The sequence below is a fragment of the Roseinatronobacter monicus genome, from assembly GCF_006716865.1.
In the GTDB taxonomy this organism is placed as follows: Bacteria; Pseudomonadota; Alphaproteobacteria; order Rhodobacterales; family Rhodobacteraceae; genus Roseinatronobacter; species Roseinatronobacter monicus.
The window spans coordinates 1,600,167-1,614,897 of sequence record NZ_VFPT01000001.1 but is presented as its reverse complement, the minus strand read 5'-3'; the positions used below and the strand labels follow the sequence as shown (position 1 = coordinate 1,614,897).

Sequence of the window (14,731 nt, the reverse complement as noted above, 5' to 3'; positions counted from 1 at the left end):
TGGCATCCTCCATCTGGTGTTGCCGCTTTGTTCTCATATGTTCCCGAATCAGTCAAGAACATTTTAGGAACTTATCCGACGGACAGGTAGCGGATCGCCTTGTCCTGCTCCATCAGCCACAGCAAAACACGTGCCGCCTGCCCGCGCTCACCGGTCAGGTCGGGGTCGCTTTGTAGCAAATTGCGTGCGTCACTTTGGGCGATGGCCATCAACCCCGCCTGTTGTTCCAGATCGGCCACACGAAACCGTGGCACGCCAGATTGGGCCGTACCGATCAGATCGCCCGCGCCACGAATGGCCATATCTTCTTCAGCAATGCGAAAACCGTCTTCGGTGTCACGCAGCAGTTTCAGGCGGCGCGCCGCAGTCTCGCCCAAGGGCGGCTCGTACATCAGCAGGCAAGTCGATGCCGCCGCCCCGCGCCCGACCCGGCCCCGCAACTGGTGCAGTTGCGCAAGGCCGAAACTTTCGGCGCGTTCGATCACCATGATCGTGGCGTTGGGCACATTCACCCCCACCTCGATCACCGTGGTTGCCACCAGCAATTTGGTCTGACCGGCGATGAACCGCGCCATGGATGCGTCTTTCTCGGCGGGGGGCAGCTGGCCATGAACAAGGCCCACCACCCCCTCGCCAAGGGTGGCGCGCAAATGCTCGAACCGGGCATGGGCAGCGGTCAGGGTACTGACCTCGGATTCCTCGACCAGTGGGCAGACCCAATAGGCCTGCCGCCCTTCGGCCACGGCGGCGCGCAGATGATCGACCACCTCGTCCATCCGCGCGGTCGAAACCAGTGCCGTTTGCACCGGTTTGCGGCCCGGTGGTTTTTCATCCAGCACCGAGACATCCATATCGCCATATTGCGCCAGCGCCAACGAACGGGGAATGGGCGTTGCGGTCATAACCAGCACATCAGCGCCCGCGCCTTTGGCCGCAAGGGCGGCGCGCTGTGCCACGCCAAAGCGGTGTTGTTCATCCACCACCGCAAGGCGCAGGTCACAAAACTCGACGCCCTTCTGGAATACGGCATGGGTGCCGACAACGATCTGCAAGCGCCCCTCGGCCAGCGCTGCAAGCTTCGCAGCGCGCTCTGCCCCCTTGTCGCGCCCGGTCAGCAGTGCCAGTTTAACTCCTGCCGCTTGCGCCAACGGCCCAAGGCTTTCAAGATGCTGACGCGCCAGTATCTCGGTCGGGGCCATCATAACGCCCTGCCCGCCCGCCTCGACCGCGACCAGCAGCGCCATCAGTGCCACCAGCGTTTTGCCTGCGCCCACATCGCCTTGCAAAAGGCGGTTCATGCGGCTGGCAGAGGCCATATCGGCAACAATCTCGGCGATTGCGCGGTTTTGTGCGCCTGTCGGGGCATACTCCAATGCCGACAACACCTTGGCCTGCAACGCGCCTGTGCCGTGACTTTGCCTGCCGGGTTTACGACGCTGGCGCGCGCGGGCCAGTGCCAGCGTCAGTTGATGGGCCAGAAATTCGTCATAGGCCAAACGTGTGCGTGCCGGGCTGGATGCGGCCAGATCAGACAGATGCGCGGGCTGATGGGCCGAGGCGATGGCGCTGTGCCAATCCGGCCAGCCTTCGCGCGCCTTTTGCGCGGGGTCGATCCATTCGGCCAATACAGGCACGCGGGTCAATGCCCCTGAGACGGCCTTGGCCATCAGCTTGGGGCTGACACCCGCGCTTAGGGCATAGACGGGTTCTGCTTGTGGCAGATCTGTCGCCTCGTCTGGCCGCAGGATATGATCGGGGTGCACCATTTGCGCAATCCCGTCGAACAATTCGACCTTGCCAGACACAAGCCGCTTTTGCCCGGTGGGCAGCAGCTTTTGCAGATAGTCCCCGCGCGCATGGAAAAAGACCAGCTGAAATTCGCCTTGCGCATCCTGCACATGCACGCGGTACGGACGCCCGCGACTGCGCGGCGGATGGTGCGCGCCAATTGTCACCTCGACTGTCGCAGTGGTTGGAAATTCCAGCCCGCGAAGACTGGCGCGGCGGGTCCGGTCAATCAGGTTATGAGGTAGATGAAAGATCAGATCGCGCGGCGTCTCAATATGCAAGGCGCTGAAACTTTTAACAGTTTTTGGCCCCACCCCCTCTAGCGTGTCCAGCCCGGCAAAAAGGGGGAACAGGATTTCAGGGCGCGCGGCCATCTTAGCCCGCTCCGATCAGGGCCAGCCAGGCGTCTTCGTCCAGCACCTCTATGCCCAGATCAGCCGCCTTTTTCGCCTTGCTGCCCGCGCCCGGACCCGCCACCAGAAAATCGGTCTTGGCCGATACCGACCCCGCCACCTTGGCGCCCAAACCTTCGGCGCGGGCCTTGGCTTCGGCGCGGGTCATGCGCTCCAACGTGCCGGTGAACACAACCGTCTTGCCCGCGACCGGACTGTCAGAGGCGCGCATCTCGGCGGGAATTACATCAAGATAAGCCGCAAGCGCGTCAATCTCATCGGCCTCGGCCTGAAAACTGGTCAGCAGCGAATTTGCCATCACCGGGCCGACACCATCAATCGAGATCAGATCGGCATGGGCGGGGGTGTCCGGGTCGATGGCCTCTCGCATGGCCTGTCGGAAGGCGCTCCATGTGCCGTAATGCCCTGCCAACATTCCGGCAGAGGTTTCGCCGACATGCCGGATGCCCAGCGCAAAGATCAACCGTGCCAGCGGGATGCGGCGTTTGTCGTCAATCGCATCAAACAGGTTTTGCGCCGATCTCTCGCCCCAGCCTTCGCGGTTCTTCACCTGACGCGGCTGGCCCGGCCCGTACCTGTCTTTGAGCGTGAAAATATCCTGCGGGGTCTTGATCCAGCCGTCGCGCCAGAACGCCTCGACCTGTTTGGCGCCCAGCCCTTCGATATCAAATGCGGCGCGGCTGACAAAATGCTTCAACCGTTCAACCGCTTGCGCAGGGCAGATCAACCCGCCAGTGCAGCGGCGCACGGAATCGCCGGGTTCCCGAAGGGCCGGGCTGCCGCATTCGGGGCACATCTCGGGGAAGCTGTAGGGTTGCGCATCGGCGGGGCGGCGCTTTGGGTCAATATCTCGAATTTTAGGAATAACATCGCCCGCGCGGTACACTTCGACCCAGTCGCCGATGCGGATGTCGCGCCCCTCGCGCAAAGGCTGGCCGCGCGAATCGCGCCCCGCGATATAGTCTTCGTTATGCAGCGTCGCATTCGAGACGACGACCCCGCCCACCGTGACAGGCCGCAGCCGCGCAACCGGGCTGAGCGCGCCCGTCCGCCCCACCTGAATGTCGATGCCAAGCAGTTCCGTCCATGCCAGTTCTGCCGGAAATTTATGCGCAATCGCCCAGCGCGGTGTGGTGGAGCGCAGCCCCAGACGATCTTGCAGCGCCAGATCATCAAGCTTGTAGACAACCCCGTCAATGTCATAGCCCAGACTGGCACGTTGCGTCGAAATTTCGGCATAAGTGGTGAACATCTCCTCCAACGTCTCGCAGCGGCGAAAGAGCGGGTTGGTCACGAATCCCATCTGTGCAAGGCGTTCTATCGCGCCTGATTGGGTGTCTGCCAACGGCTGGGACAGCGCGCCCCAAGCATAGGCGAAAAAGCGTAACGGGCGCGCACGGGTGATATTGGCATCGAGTTGGCGCAAAGACCCTGCCGCAGCATTGCGCGGGTTGGCAAAGGTCTTGCCCCCGATCTCGGCTTGCCGTGTGTTAAGGGCCGCGAAATCGGCGTGGGACATATACACTTCGCCCCGGATTTCCAGAATGCCGGGCGCATCGTCTATCTGCTGTGGAATGTCGCGGATGGTGCGCGCATTCGCGGTGACATCTTCGCCGGTTTCGCCATCGCCACGTGTGGCCGCATGGACCAGCGCGCCGTCCTCATACCGCAGCGACAAAGACAGCCCGTCAATTTTCGGCTCGACCGTGAAGTGCAGGGGTGCTGCTTCGCCAAGGCCCAGAAACCGACGGATACCTGCGACAAAATCTGCCACATCCTGTTCACTGAAGGCATTGGCCAATGACAGCATCCGGCGGGCATGGCGGATTTTGCCAAACCCTTCCGCCGGAGCGGCCCCGATCTGGAGGCTGGGACTGTCCTCGCGCGTGAGTGCGGGAAACCGTGCCTCGATTTCCGCATTGCGGCGGCGCAAGGCGTCATACTCGGCGTCAGAAAGTATAGGCGCGTCTTCACCGTGATAGGCGCGATCTGCGCGCGCGATGATGTCAGCGAGCCGCTCCAGTTCTGCGCGCGCTGTCTGCTCATCAAGTTCCGTGACGGCCTGCGTCATGCCAGTTTCTTGCGAACCAGAGCCTTGTGCCACTGTCCTGCCCCTGTCCTCTCAACCACGTTGGGCATGTGATAGGTCTGCAGCGCGGTTACGTCCAGTCCAAAGGCGCGCGCCCCCTCATGCCGACAGCGCATCCTGTGGCTGCGAGGTGGATTTGATCGCAGGGTCGCGCAGCACATACCCCCGGCCCCAGACGGTATCTATGTAGTTGTCGCCATCGGTCGCTTCGGTCAGCTTCTTGCGAAGTTTGCAGATGAACACATCAATGATCTTCAACTCTGGCTCATCCATGCCGCCATAAAGATGGTTCAGGAACATTTCCTTGGTCAGCGTGGTTCCCTTGCGCAAGCTGAGCAATTCGAGCATCTGGTATTCCTTGCCGGTCAGATGCACGGCCTGCCCATCCACATCGACCGTCTTTGCATCCAGATTGACTGCAAGTCTGCCGGTGCGGATGACAGACTGCGCATGCCCCTTGCTGCGGCGGATAATGGCGTGAATGCGCGCCACGAGTTCTTCGCGGTGAAATGGCTTGGTCAGGTAATCATCTGCCCCACCCCCGAAGCCGCGCAGCTTGGTGTTCGTGTCTGTATCACCGGTCAGAATCAGGATCGGCGTGTCAACGCGCGCAAGCCGCACCTGACGCAACACATCCAAACCCGCCATGTCAGGCAGATTCAGATCCAGCAAGATCAGATCATAATCATATAACTTACTGAGTTCGATCGCATCTGCGCCCAGATCGGTCGCGTAAACATTGAAGTCGGAATGCGTCAGCATCATCTCGATACTGCGAGAAGTCGTGGGGTCATCTTCAACAAGCAAAACGCGCATCTGGTTCTCCTTTTACGTCGTTAACCGAGACTCGCGCAAAAACGTTAACTCTCCGTTACCGAACGATGAAGAAAACCGATTCAACCTACAAGCGTCTATATTTTTGCAATGCGGTGACTTTCAGCGCGTCCAGACCATGATCGGTGATGGCATCTTTCCACAGATCATATTCTTCTTCGGACAGATCATACCGATCTAGCGCGGCTTTCTTTGACAAAAGCCCCGATTCGACCGCTTTGATGACAATTGCCTTGCGACTGGCCACCCAGCGCCGCGTATCGTTTGGCGGCAGGTCTGCCAGAGTAAGAATCGAGCCATCTTGCAACGTTATTGCGCGCGGCCCATCGACACGTTTGATGTACATTTTGCAGTCCCTCTTCACCCTATATCCCGTGGATGAAGACAGAATCGCGCCATCTGATTAATGTCGGGTTGATTGAAATGGGATATGGGCCTTGAGAATAGAGAGGATTTTCTTATATTTCGCGCAATCTTGCGGAGCAGCTCAATGCCATATGATCCACCCCTGAATTCGCTTGGCCTTGCCAAGCCACCTGCCGACACGCGGGTTGTCGTAGCCATGTCCGGCGGTGTGGACAGTTCGGTGGTTGCCGCAGAGCTGGCGGCAGAAGGATATGATGTCGTCGGCGTAACCCTGCAACTCTATGACCACGGGGCCGCCTTGGCGAAAAAAGGAGCGTGTTGCGCGGGGCGCGATATTCATGATGCCCGCCGCGTGGCCGATGAAATGGGCTTTGCGCATTATGTGCTGGATTACGAGTCGCATTTCCGCGAATCGGTAATTGACGAATTCGCAGACGCCTATCTGGCCGGGGCCACACCTGTGCCCTGCATTCGCTGCAATGAGCGCGTGAAATTCCGCGATCTGCTGGAGACGGCAAAGGATCTGGGTGCTGATTGCATGGCAACAGGGCATTACATCCAGCGCAAGATGGGCCTGCACGGGGCAGAATTGCACCGCGCCGCCGACCCTGTTCGGGATCAGAGTTATTTTCTGTTCTCGACCACGCGCGAGCAGTTGGAGTATTTGCGCTTTCCGCTTGGCCATCTGGAAACCAAGGCCGAAACCCGCGCGCTGGCAGCACGGCATGGGCTGAGTGTGGCGGACAAGCCTGACAGTCAGGACATCTGCTTTGTGCCCGATGGCAACTATGCCGCGGTCATCGAGAAGCTGCGCCCCGGCGCGGCTGACCCCGGCGAGATAGTCGATCTTGAAGGCCATGTGCTGGGCACGCATCGCGGCGTGATTCACTACACCATAGGGCAACGCAAGGGGCTGGGCATCGGCGGGCTGAGTGATCCGCTTTATGTGGTGCGACTGGACCCTGTGGCGCGGCGCGTGATTGTCGGCCCGAAAACGGCACTGGCCACGCGTACCGTGCCGGTGCGCGAGATCAATTGGCTGGGCGATGCGCCCTTCACCTCGCAGCCCGAATGGGAGATGGGGGTCAAGCTGCGCTCGACCCGCCCGCCGGCCCCTGCGATCGTGCGCCCGCTCTCAGAAACAGAAGCGCAGGTGGAGTTGTTGAGCCCGGAAGAAGGGATCAGCCCCGGTCAGGCATGTGTGTTCTATGCCCCAGAGGGCAGCCGTGTCTTTGGGGGTGGTTGGATATGGAAAGGGCCCTGAAGAAAAGGGGGGCGCTGCCCCCCTCTTGGCCTTGCGGCCAATTCACCCCCCGGAGTATTTGAGGCAAGAAAATGTTGGGGCGGTGAGTGCATATGAAGCCTTTGATCATGACCTGTGGCGATCCGTGTGGCATAGGCCCGGAAATCGCCGTGAAGGCACACGAAGCGCTGGGCGCGCGGGCGGGTTTTGTCTGGCTGGGTGACCCGCAGCATTTGCCAACAGGGGCGCGTTGGGAACTGGTTTCTGCCCCGGATGACGCGGTCGCGGTTGAGGTGGGGGTATTGCCGGTGTTACGCCATGCCTTTCCTGCCCCTGCCCTGCCGGGTGCCCCCGATGCGGCCAATGCGGCGGCAGTGATTGAGGTGATCGCGCGCGCAGTCGGTCTGGTGCAGGACGGTGCGGCCTGCGGGATCGTGACATGTCCGATCAACAAGGGTGCGTTGAAAACTGGCGCTGGCTTCGCGTTTCCCGGCCATACGGAATTTCTGGCCGAATTGGCAGGTGTCCGGCGGGTGGTGATGATGCTGGCCTGCGACGCGCTGCGGGTTGTGCCTGTGACCATTCATATCCCCCTGAAAGATGTGCCGGGTACGCTGACAGAGGCCGTGCTGGAAGAAACTTTGCGCATCACCCATGCAAGCCTGATCCGGGATTTCGGGGTTGCGGCACCGCGGCTTGCGGTGGCCGGACTGAACCCGCATGCAGGAGAAGGCGGACATATGGGACAAGAGGACGGGACCGTGATTGCCCCGGTTCTGGAGCGGTTGCGCGCCGAGGGCATGGTGCTGAACGGCCCATTGCCTGCGGATACAATGTTTCATGCAGCCGCGCGCGCAACGTATGACGCGGCTGTCTGCATGTATCACGATCAGGCGTTGATCCCGATCAAGACCCTTGATTTCGCGCATGGGGTGAATGTGACTTTGGGACTGCCTTTCGTTCGTACATCGCCCGATCATGGGACGGCTTACGATATTGCGGGCAAGGGAGTAGCGGACCCCTCGTCATTGATTGCGGCGGTGCAGATGGCGCAAGATATGGCTGGACGTCGGCAATGATCGACGCCCTTCCGCCCTTGCGCGACGTCATCCGCACCCATGATCTGCGTGCGAAGAAAAGCTTTGGTCAGAATTTTTTGCTGGATTTGAACCTGACGGCGCGGATTGCGCGCGCGGCAGGGGATTTGTCGGGCGCGGATGTGTTGGAAGTGGGCCCCGGCCCCGGCGGGTTGACGCGGGGGTTGCTGGCCGAAGGCGCACGGCGTGTGCTTGCCATCGAGAAAGACCCGCGCTGCATGGCGGCACTGGCCGAGATTGCAGTCGCCTACCCGGAGCGGCTGCTCGTGATCGAGGGGGATGCGCTGGATGTGGATGCGTTGGCGCATCTGACCCCTCCGATCAAGGTGGTGTCAAACCTGCCCTATAATGTGGGCACAGAATTGCTGATCCGCTGGATGACGCCGAAACAATGGCCGCCGTTCTGGGACAGCCTGACCCTGATGTTCCAACGCGAAGTGGCCGAGCGGATCGTGGCACGTCCGGGCAGCAAGGGCTATGGGCGTCTGGCGCTGATGGTGCAATGGCGCGCCGATGCGCGGATTGTGCTGAGCCTGCCGCCCGAAGCCTTTACCCCTGCGCCCAAGGTAAGTTCGGCGGTCGTGCACATCACCAGCTTGCGCACGCCGCGTTTTCCCGCAAATGCGGCCACACTGGAGCGCGTGGTCGCCGCAGGCTTTAACCAACGGCGCAAGATGCTGCGTGCGGCCTTGCGTGGGGTGCATCCGCAGATTGAGGCGATGCTGGTCGCAGCCGAAATCGCACCGACCGCACGCGCAGAGGAAGTCGGTCTGGAGGCATGGTGTCGCCTTGCGCGGCTGCTGGATGGTGGTCAGGCGTAACGCTCAGTCAGGCAGCGTCGGGACGCTGCGCAAAGCAGGCACATAGCGTTGATACTCGCCTTGCAGCCAAGTGGCTGCGCAGGTGTCAATGTCGCCGAGTTCGCGCAACATGACGTCGCGGGTGCGCGCCGTGTGCCGGACCAGAATCTGGCGGGCAACTGACTGGATGCCGCGCGCACTTTCGGCGAACTCTTCCTCGGGAATGATGTTGGCGCTGGGGCTGCCCATCACGAGAAGTGCGTAATAACTGCTCAATCCGTGATACAAGGCCAGCATACAATCGGCTTGCGTATCAGGGCATGTGCGCGCACAGGCGGCGCGAAAATGCAGCGATAGGGGCGACTGTTTTAACCACGCGCGCAGATCGTCATCGTCCACCGGCAGGCCCGCAGATTTGCGAATGGGATGACCAGCATGCAGCCCGATGACATCATCGACCGACAGCGCGCGCGAATGTGTCAGATGGCGCAGGCTTTCGGGATACCAAGGCGCGGTCAGGACTGGTGGCGCAAAACCGGTTCCTTGCCGGTTTGCGGTCATGAGCAAGGCCGTGCGCGCGGCGCGGGCCTCGCCCATTGCAGAAAACCGCTCGGCAATATCAACCCCGCCCTGCATCTGCCACAGGGCGACCCAGCCTTGTGCAATCTGGTTGGACTCGGCCGCAACGGACATCCAGTTCCGCCCCGACATTGCACCCGGCGCGCGCAGCAACTCCACCCTGTCAGTGCGGGGCAGCAATGCGATCATTGGCCCTTGCCATGCAGCGGTCTTGTCGATCAGTGCCAGAAGTATCTGACTGGCGGGATGGTCCTCATGTGCAAGCGCTGCAAACCCCGGAATGGAGTTTGTATCATCCCCCTCCAGCCAAAGGGACAGGGCTGTGCGGAACTCCGGGTCATCCACACCATCTATGTGTTGGCCATAGGCAGGTGACAGGCCTGTCAGGGCTAGGAACAAAGCAAGCAGCAGGGTCATAACGCAGCGCAAAGCATACGAATCCACCCTAGTTGATTCACCCTGACACATGCCCCCTCCTCGGCTGGCGCGATTGTATTCGATGAAGTCCCAAGCGCAACAAGGGATTGCCGCCATCTTGGCGCTGGTGCTGCAACCTGCTGACATGGCACATAAAAAACCACCTCGGGCTGTCCGAGGTGGTCAAGTCGGTACACGCCTTGGCGGTACAGGGAGGATTACATGTTCAAGCCGGTTGAAAAAGCACTTTGAAAAATGACACAGAATAAAACCATTACCTATGTTTGCTCTTGGTCAGGCTCAAACATTCCCCAAAGCCTCAACAATCCGGATAGCTATGAAAGATTACACAAGAATTGGAAACAGGCAAGCATTAGAGCACGGGCCGAACTAAAGCAGGTCAGGGTTTTGCAGCGGATGCTTCTTGTTTAGGTGCAAGACTTGGTTACGCTACACGCTACATTGGTTAAATTACGCCCTCGGGCGAGGCTGACGGGTAATGAAGCAATTTTTTGAAGAAATAGACCTGACAACCGCGCTGACGGAGGCCGAATGGCTGGCGCGTCTTGATGAGATCGGGGATGAAGTCGGAGCATTCACGCCGCTTGGTTCCCAACATGCTTCGTTTTTTCTGGATGGCGACGACACTCTGCTGGTCAGCTTTGAAAGTGTTGCAAGCATCCGCAAAGACTTCGCCATGCAGCGACCGCGCGCGGTGGAGATTGCGCTGCAACACGGGTGGTCGAGTTTGGTGATACTGGCCCGCGCCCCCAGATTCTACCGCGACGCGGAAGTGCTGGATTTCTTCGACGCCCAGATTGATGACAGCTTCTTTGATAGTTTCCGACGTGTCCTGTTCTTTGGGACTGGCCAGCATGGCTACGCGGCCTGCACGTTCAGCCTTGCGGCGCCGGGCGCGACAGTGTTGGCGATCAGCCCTCAAGCCACGCTTGACCCCGAAATCGCCCCTTGGGAAAACCGGTTTCCCAGCCAGCGCCGCCTTGATTTCCGGTCTCGTTTTGGCTTTGCCCCGGCCATGCTCGAAGGCGCGCGCACGGCCTTTGTCGTCTATGACCCAAGCGAGAAACTGGATGCCATGCACGCAACCCTGTATCGCCGCCCCCCTGTTTGCGTGTTGCGAACGCCTGCGCTTGGCCCCGACACAGTGGCGGCGCTGGATCGTCTGGGTTTGGTAAATACGCTGATTGAAGCGGCCATGCGCGGGCGGCTGTCACAGCGCCGGTTTGCCGACATGATGCGTGACCGACGCAAGGATGCAATCTATATGCAAGATCTGGTCCGGCGCGTCGCGCAAAGCAATCATCCTAGACTGACGGCGATTGCGGCCCAACATGCGCTTGCGCTGATTTATGGGGCATCCGCACCGGCTGGCGACCAATTGCTGCAAGAAGAGCTTGTCGAACACCCTGAGTAGCGCCGATTACATCTGGAACTAGTCTGTGATTCTCTTGTAGGACAGCTTCATGATCCAGACATTGACCATCCCCCGCCCTGACGATTGGCATCTGCACCTGCGCGACGGCGCTATGCTGGCTGGAATTGCGCCCGAAACCGCGCGCCATTTCGCGCGGGCCATCATCATGCCAAACCTTGTTCCGCCTGTTGTCACCGGGGCGGAGGCGACCGCCTATCGTGACCGTATCCTGCCTGTGACAGGTACAGGCTTTACGCCACTGATGACGCTTTATTTGACCGAGGCGACTGACCCTGCCGATGTGGTTGCGGCCCATGCCGCTGGTATCATCACGGCCGTCAAGCTTTATCCCGCCGGTGCCACGACCAATTCCGCCTCTGGTGTGCGCGATTTCGACCGGGTGCGTCCGGTACTCGAAGCAATGGCCGAGGCAGGCATTCCACTGCTGTGTCATGGCGAAGTGACTGACCCTGAAATTGATATTTTCGACCGCGAAGCCGTGTTCATTGACCGTGTGCTTGACCCGATCCGCCGTGCGACGCCCGGTTTGCGGGTGGTGATGGAACATATCACCACATCGGATGCTGTGGCCTATGTGCAATCGCAGCCGGAGAATCTGGGGGCTACGATCACCACGCATCACTTGGTCATCAATCGCAACCATATTCTGGTCGGTGGGATCAAGCCGCATTACTATTGCTTGCCTGTGGCCAAGCGTGAAACGCACCGCCAAGCGCTGGTTGCAGCCGCCACATCGGGCGATGCACGGTTTTTCCTTGGCACGGACAGCGCCCCTCATACGGATGACGCGAAAGAATCCGCCTGCGGCTGCGCGGGGTGTTTCACGGCGACCAATACGATGTCCATTCTGGCGCAGGTGTTCGAGGATGCGGGCGCTTTGGGCAAGCTGGAATTTTTTGCATCGCGCAACGGCCCCGCTTTCTATCGCTTGCCTGTGAATGACACGACCCTGACACTGGAGCGCACGGACACGCCTGTCGCCTACCCTGCGCGGATCGAAACAGGTGCGGGACCGGTCACTGTCTTTGACCCCGGATTTCCGCTGTATTGGCGCGTTACTTAGCAAAGGCTCTGAGCATGATTCCGACGACATATCCCGACCGTGCCACTGTTGCCCGCCTGACTGCGCGTATGCTGCTGGACATCAAGGCCGTGCATTTCAACGCGACAGAGCCGTTTACCTTCGCCTCTGGTCTAAAAGCACCGACATACATCGATTGCCGCAAGCTGATCAGCTATGCGCGCATCCGCTCTACGCTCATGGATTTTCTGACATGCCGCGTCATGGAAGACGCAGGGTTTGAGGCGTTCGACAATATCGCTGGCGGTGAAACGGCAGGCATTCCTTTCGCCGCGCTGGTGGCCGAACGGATGGCCCTGCCTATGACTTATGTGCGCAAGAAGCCCAAAGGCTACGGGCGCAATGCCCGCATCGAGGGCGCGATGAGTGAGGGGCAGCGCGTGCTGCTGGTCGAGGATCTGACCACGGATGGCGGATCAAAGCTCAGCTTCGTCGATGCAATCCGCGAGACGGGTGCGACCTGCGCGCATACGGCGGTGATCTTCTATTACGGCATTTTCCCCGAAACCGAACCCCGGCTGGCAGAGCATGGCGTCAAACTGCATTACCTGTGCACATGGTGGGATGTTCTGGCCGAAGCACGGCGCGGTGCGGATTTTGACGCAGCGACGCTGGACGCAGTAGAAGCGTTCTTGCGCGCCCCTCGGGAATGGGGGTGAAGGGCAAGCGCCCTCACCTTTCCCGCTGCGCCAGACAAACGACGACACATTCCCTAAACCCTTCTGAATCACTGTAAACGCGCACTAAATTCGGCATTTGCGCTGAATTTTGCCGATCACCAAAGCGTTTCTGGCAACAGTTTGCCGATCAATTTGGGTTGATCAGCACCATTCCTTACATGGAGGTTATGGACGTCCGGCATCCCGCCGGATGAGGAGATCAACAAAGGTTTGTTGAAGGAGGCACATCATGCGACGCACGACATTGGCACTTTTGGCAGGGTTTTCAATTGCAGGCGCAGCTGCGGCACAAGAAGCAGTGGTCACACAGCAAAGCCCGGATGAGCTGCTTGGCGGCTGGGTGTTGGGGTCACGTCCGTTGACGGAGAGCGTATCGGCTCGATTGATGACATTACAATCGTCGCCGGAGAAGGCCAGATTAATGCTGCGATTATTTCCGTTGGCGGGTTTCTGGGCTTTGGTGCAAAAAGCATTGCTGTCGATTGGTCAGAGTTGGAAATCAACTGGGATGCGCGCGAGGTCGTCTTGAACATGTCGCGCGAGGAGATGGAAGAAGCTGAGGAGTATGTCTTCCGTGACCGCGAGTATATTCCTGCAACGGATGAAGGCGTTGGCGCTGATCCCATGGATGCGGGCGGCGCAACGGATGATGGCGGCGGCACCATGGATGGTGGCGGAACTGGTGGGCTTATACCAATCAGCATTGATCAGAACTCTTGAGCCCAGTCGCGGGTTCCAATGGAGGTGATTGTGTCGGGCATGCTGACCAATTTGTTCCAAGCCTTGCAGCAATGATCTACGATGTCTTCATAGGTTTCGAAGATGAGGTTTGATAGCCAGTTGTCTCGCATGAATTGCCAGATGTTTTCGACTGGATTGAGTTCTGGGCATTTTGCGGGGATCGGGATGATGGTTATGTTGTCCGGAATGACCAGCTTGTCAGTCATGTGCCATGCGGCTTGATCCACGAGCACAGCCCCATGTGCTTTGGGTGCGACAGTTTGGGAGATTTCAGCAAGATGCAGGGCCATCGCTTCGGTATTGCACGCTGGCAGCACAAGACCTGCAGCTTTCCCGAGGGCTGGGCAAATCGCTCCAAAGATGTAGCTTGAACTCGTGCGCTGATCATGTGGGGCGGAAGGTCGCGTACCGCGCTTCGCCCATCGGCGCGTGATCTTGTTTTTCTGGCCGACACGCGCTTCATCTTGGAACCAGACTTCGATCACAGTGCCTTGCAGGAGCCGTGCGCGGAGCTTTGCTACTGCGGCTGCAAACCCTTTTTTTTAAAGTCCTCCAGTGCGGCTGTATCTTGCGCGTGATGGCGCGGGCGTGCTGTGAGTTTGACATAACCAAGCGCCCTGAGTTCCCGGCTTATCGACGTCTCGTGAAGTGAAATCCCAAATGTGTCTGCAATCCATTTCCTCAGATCACTCAGGCGCCAGCGGACGACCCCATGGACCGATAAGGTCGGACCGCTCTCAACAATTGCAGCAAGCGCCCTGCGCTGCTCATCGTTAAGCTTAGACTGCTGACCAGGAGCTTTGCCGTTGATCAAGCCGTCAGGCCCGCGGGCATTAAACCGCTCCACCCAGTCACGGACAATTTGTAGGCCAACACCACCAATCCGAGCAGCATCGCTGCGCCGACCGCCATCATAGATCTCCGCCAGCGCCAAAAGCCTGCGGGCTTGGTTGGCATCCTTTGTCTTTCGCGCAAGTTCTCTCAACTTCATGCCGTCGTAGTCTGTCCGTAACGCGAGCGCTGCGCCCATAGAGAGGCCCTCCCCAGAAAATCTGACGCCATTGAGTCAGATCTTCATAGATTTGGGAATCCCAAAACCCTCAGAAGAGTCAGATTTCGCGAGACTTGGTATTAACTAAGCGGATCT

Annotated in this window: 13 protein-coding genes and 1 pseudogene; 8 read left to right on the top strand and 6 right to left on the bottom strand. The window is 59.5% G+C overall.

Going from position 1 to position 14,731, the window contains the following annotated elements; all coding sequences use genetic code 11:
- Positions 1–71: 71 nt before the first annotated feature.
- The 4 genes from recG to sciP all read right to left on the bottom strand — a co-directional run bounded on the left by recG (position 72) and on the right by sciP (position 5,470).
- Positions 72–2,162 carry an ATP-dependent DNA helicase RecG gene (gene recG, locus BD293_RS07620; protein WP_142080586.1) on the bottom strand — a complete coding sequence of 697 codons (2,091 nt, stop codon included), beginning with the start codon at positions 2,160–2,162 and terminating at the stop codon, positions 72–74.
- A 1-nt stretch (position 2,163) separates the two neighbouring features.
- On the bottom strand, positions 2,164–4,272 hold the full coding sequence (gene ligA / locus BD293_RS07615; RefSeq protein WP_142080585.1) for an NAD-dependent DNA ligase LigA: 2,109 nt from the start codon (positions 4,270–4,272) through the stop codon (positions 2,164–2,166).
- 117 nt (positions 4,273–4,389) lie between these two features.
- Positions 4,390–5,106 carry a response regulator transcription factor CtrA gene (gene ctrA / locus BD293_RS07610; protein WP_142080584.1) on the bottom strand — a complete coding sequence of 239 codons (717 nt, stop codon included), beginning with the start codon at positions 5,104–5,106 and terminating at the stop codon, positions 4,390–4,392.
- A gap of 85 nt (positions 5,107–5,191) precedes the next feature.
- The gene (gene sciP, locus BD293_RS07605; RefSeq protein ID WP_142080583.1) at positions 5,192–5,470 is read right to left on the bottom strand and encodes a CtrA inhibitor SciP; all 279 of its coding nucleotides are present in this window, start codon (positions 5,468–5,470) and stop codon (positions 5,192–5,194) included.
- A 144-nt stretch (positions 5,471–5,614) separates the two neighbouring features.
- Between sciP and mnmA the strand changes: the two genes are divergently transcribed.
- The 3 genes from mnmA to rsmA all read left to right on the top strand — a co-directional run bounded on the left by mnmA (position 5,615) and on the right by rsmA (position 8,651).
- The gene (mnmA, locus tag BD293_RS07600) at positions 5,615–6,754 is read left to right on the top strand and encodes a tRNA 2-thiouridine(34) synthase MnmA (RefSeq protein WP_142080582.1); all 1,140 of its coding nucleotides are present in this window, start codon (positions 5,615–5,617) and stop codon (positions 6,752–6,754) included.
- A gap of 92 nt (positions 6,755–6,846) precedes the next feature.
- The gene (gene pdxA, locus BD293_RS07595) at positions 6,847–7,812 is read left to right on the top strand and encodes a 4-hydroxythreonine-4-phosphate dehydrogenase PdxA (RefSeq protein ID WP_142080581.1); all 966 of its coding nucleotides are present in this window, start codon (positions 6,847–6,849) and stop codon (positions 7,810–7,812) included.
- Positions 7,809–8,651 (top strand): 16S rRNA (adenine(1518)-N(6)/adenine(1519)-N(6))-dimethyltransferase RsmA, encoded by an 843-nt coding sequence (gene rsmA / locus BD293_RS07590; protein ID WP_142080580.1) that lies wholly within the window; start codon positions 7,809–7,811, stop codon positions 8,649–8,651. Before pdxA ends, rsmA begins: the two co-directional genes overlap by 4 nt.
- Before the next feature lie 3 nt (positions 8,652–8,654).
- On the opposite strand, the gene BD293_RS07585 is transcribed toward rsmA, so the two are convergent.
- A complete protein-coding gene (locus BD293_RS07585) occupies positions 8,655–9,626 on the bottom strand; it encodes a hypothetical protein (protein ID WP_142080579.1) in 972 nt (323 codons plus the stop codon).
- A 499-nt stretch (positions 9,627–10,125) separates the two neighbouring features.
- Between BD293_RS07585 and BD293_RS07580 the strand changes: the two genes are divergently transcribed.
- From BD293_RS07580 to BD293_RS23065, 5 genes and pseudogenes are all read left to right on the top strand, one after another.
- Entirely contained in the window at positions 10,126–11,061 is a 936-nt protein-coding gene (locus BD293_RS07580) for a phosphoadenosine phosphosulfate reductase (protein WP_142080578.1), read from the top strand.
- Between the two features lie 49 nt (positions 11,062–11,110).
- Positions 11,111–12,145 carry a dihydroorotase gene (pyrC, locus tag BD293_RS07575; RefSeq protein ID WP_142080577.1) on the top strand — a complete coding sequence of 345 codons (1,035 nt, stop codon included), beginning with the start codon at positions 11,111–11,113 and terminating at the stop codon, positions 12,143–12,145.
- A gap of 14 nt (positions 12,146–12,159) precedes the next feature.
- A complete protein-coding gene (locus BD293_RS07570) occupies positions 12,160–12,822 on the top strand; it encodes an orotate phosphoribosyltransferase (RefSeq protein ID WP_142080576.1) in 663 nt (220 codons plus the stop codon).
- Between the two features lie 357 nt (positions 12,823–13,179).
- Positions 13,180–13,311, top strand: a pseudogene (locus BD293_RS23545) (PRC-barrel domain-containing protein); the annotation flags it as partial.
- 63 nt (positions 13,312–13,374) lie between these two features.
- Complete coding sequence (locus tag BD293_RS23065; protein WP_246086241.1) at positions 13,375–13,563, top strand: hypothetical protein; 189 nt, start codon at positions 13,375–13,377, stop codon at positions 13,561–13,563.
- On the opposite strand, the gene BD293_RS07560 is transcribed toward BD293_RS23065, so the two are convergent.
- Positions 13,551–14,614, bottom strand: a protein-coding gene (locus tag BD293_RS07560; protein ID WP_142079576.1) for an IS630 family transposase whose coding sequence is annotated in 2 segments (ribosomal slippage) — positions 13,551–14,126 and positions 14,129–14,614 — 1,062 coding nt in all. Because the reading frame shifts where the segments join, the coding sequence is not laid out codon by codon here. The two genes, BD293_RS23065 and BD293_RS07560, sit on opposite strands and share 13 nt — an antisense overlap.
- Positions 14,615–14,731: the final 117 nt, after the last annotated feature.

What these genes read in the sequence shown, in the direction of transcription:
- BD293_RS07580 (WP_142080578.1), top strand. Translation starts at nt 10,126, where the DNA reads ATGAAGCAATTTTTTGAAGAAATAGACCTGACAACCGCGCTGACGGAG.
- rsmA (WP_142080580.1), top strand. Translation starts at nt 7,809, where the DNA reads ATGATCGACGCCCTTCCGCCCTTGCGCGACGTCATCCGCACCCATGAT.
- pyrC (WP_142080577.1), top strand. Translation starts at nt 11,111, where the DNA reads ATGATCCAGACATTGACCATCCCCCGCCCTGACGATTGGCATCTGCAC.
- ligA (WP_142080585.1), bottom strand. Translation starts at nt 4,272, where the DNA reads ATGACGCAGGCCGTCACGGAACTTGATGAGCAGACAGCGCGCGCAGAA.
- BD293_RS07585 (WP_142080579.1), bottom strand. Translation starts at nt 9,626, where the DNA reads ATGACCCTGCTGCTTGCTTTGTTCCTAGCCCTGACAGGCCTGTCACCT.
- BD293_RS07570 (WP_142080576.1), top strand. Translation starts at nt 12,160, where the DNA reads ATGATTCCGACGACATATCCCGACCGTGCCACTGTTGCCCGCCTGACT.
- recG (WP_142080586.1), bottom strand. Translation starts at nt 2,162, where the DNA reads ATGGCCGCGCGCCCTGAAATCCTGTTCCCCCTTTTTGCCGGGCTGGAC.
- mnmA (WP_142080582.1), top strand. Translation starts at nt 5,615, where the DNA reads ATGCCATATGATCCACCCCTGAATTCGCTTGGCCTTGCCAAGCCACCT.
- pdxA (WP_142080581.1), top strand. Translation starts at nt 6,847, where the DNA reads ATGAAGCCTTTGATCATGACCTGTGGCGATCCGTGTGGCATAGGCCCG.
- BD293_RS23065 (WP_246086241.1), top strand. Translation starts at nt 13,375, where the DNA reads ATGTCGCGCGAGGAGATGGAAGAAGCTGAGGAGTATGTCTTCCGTGAC.
- sciP (WP_142080583.1), bottom strand. Translation starts at nt 5,470, where the DNA reads ATGTACATCAAACGTGTCGATGGGCCGCGCGCAATAACGTTGCAAGAT.
- ctrA (WP_142080584.1), bottom strand. Translation starts at nt 5,106, where the DNA reads ATGCGCGTTTTGCTTGTTGAAGATGACCCCACGACTTCTCGCAGTATC.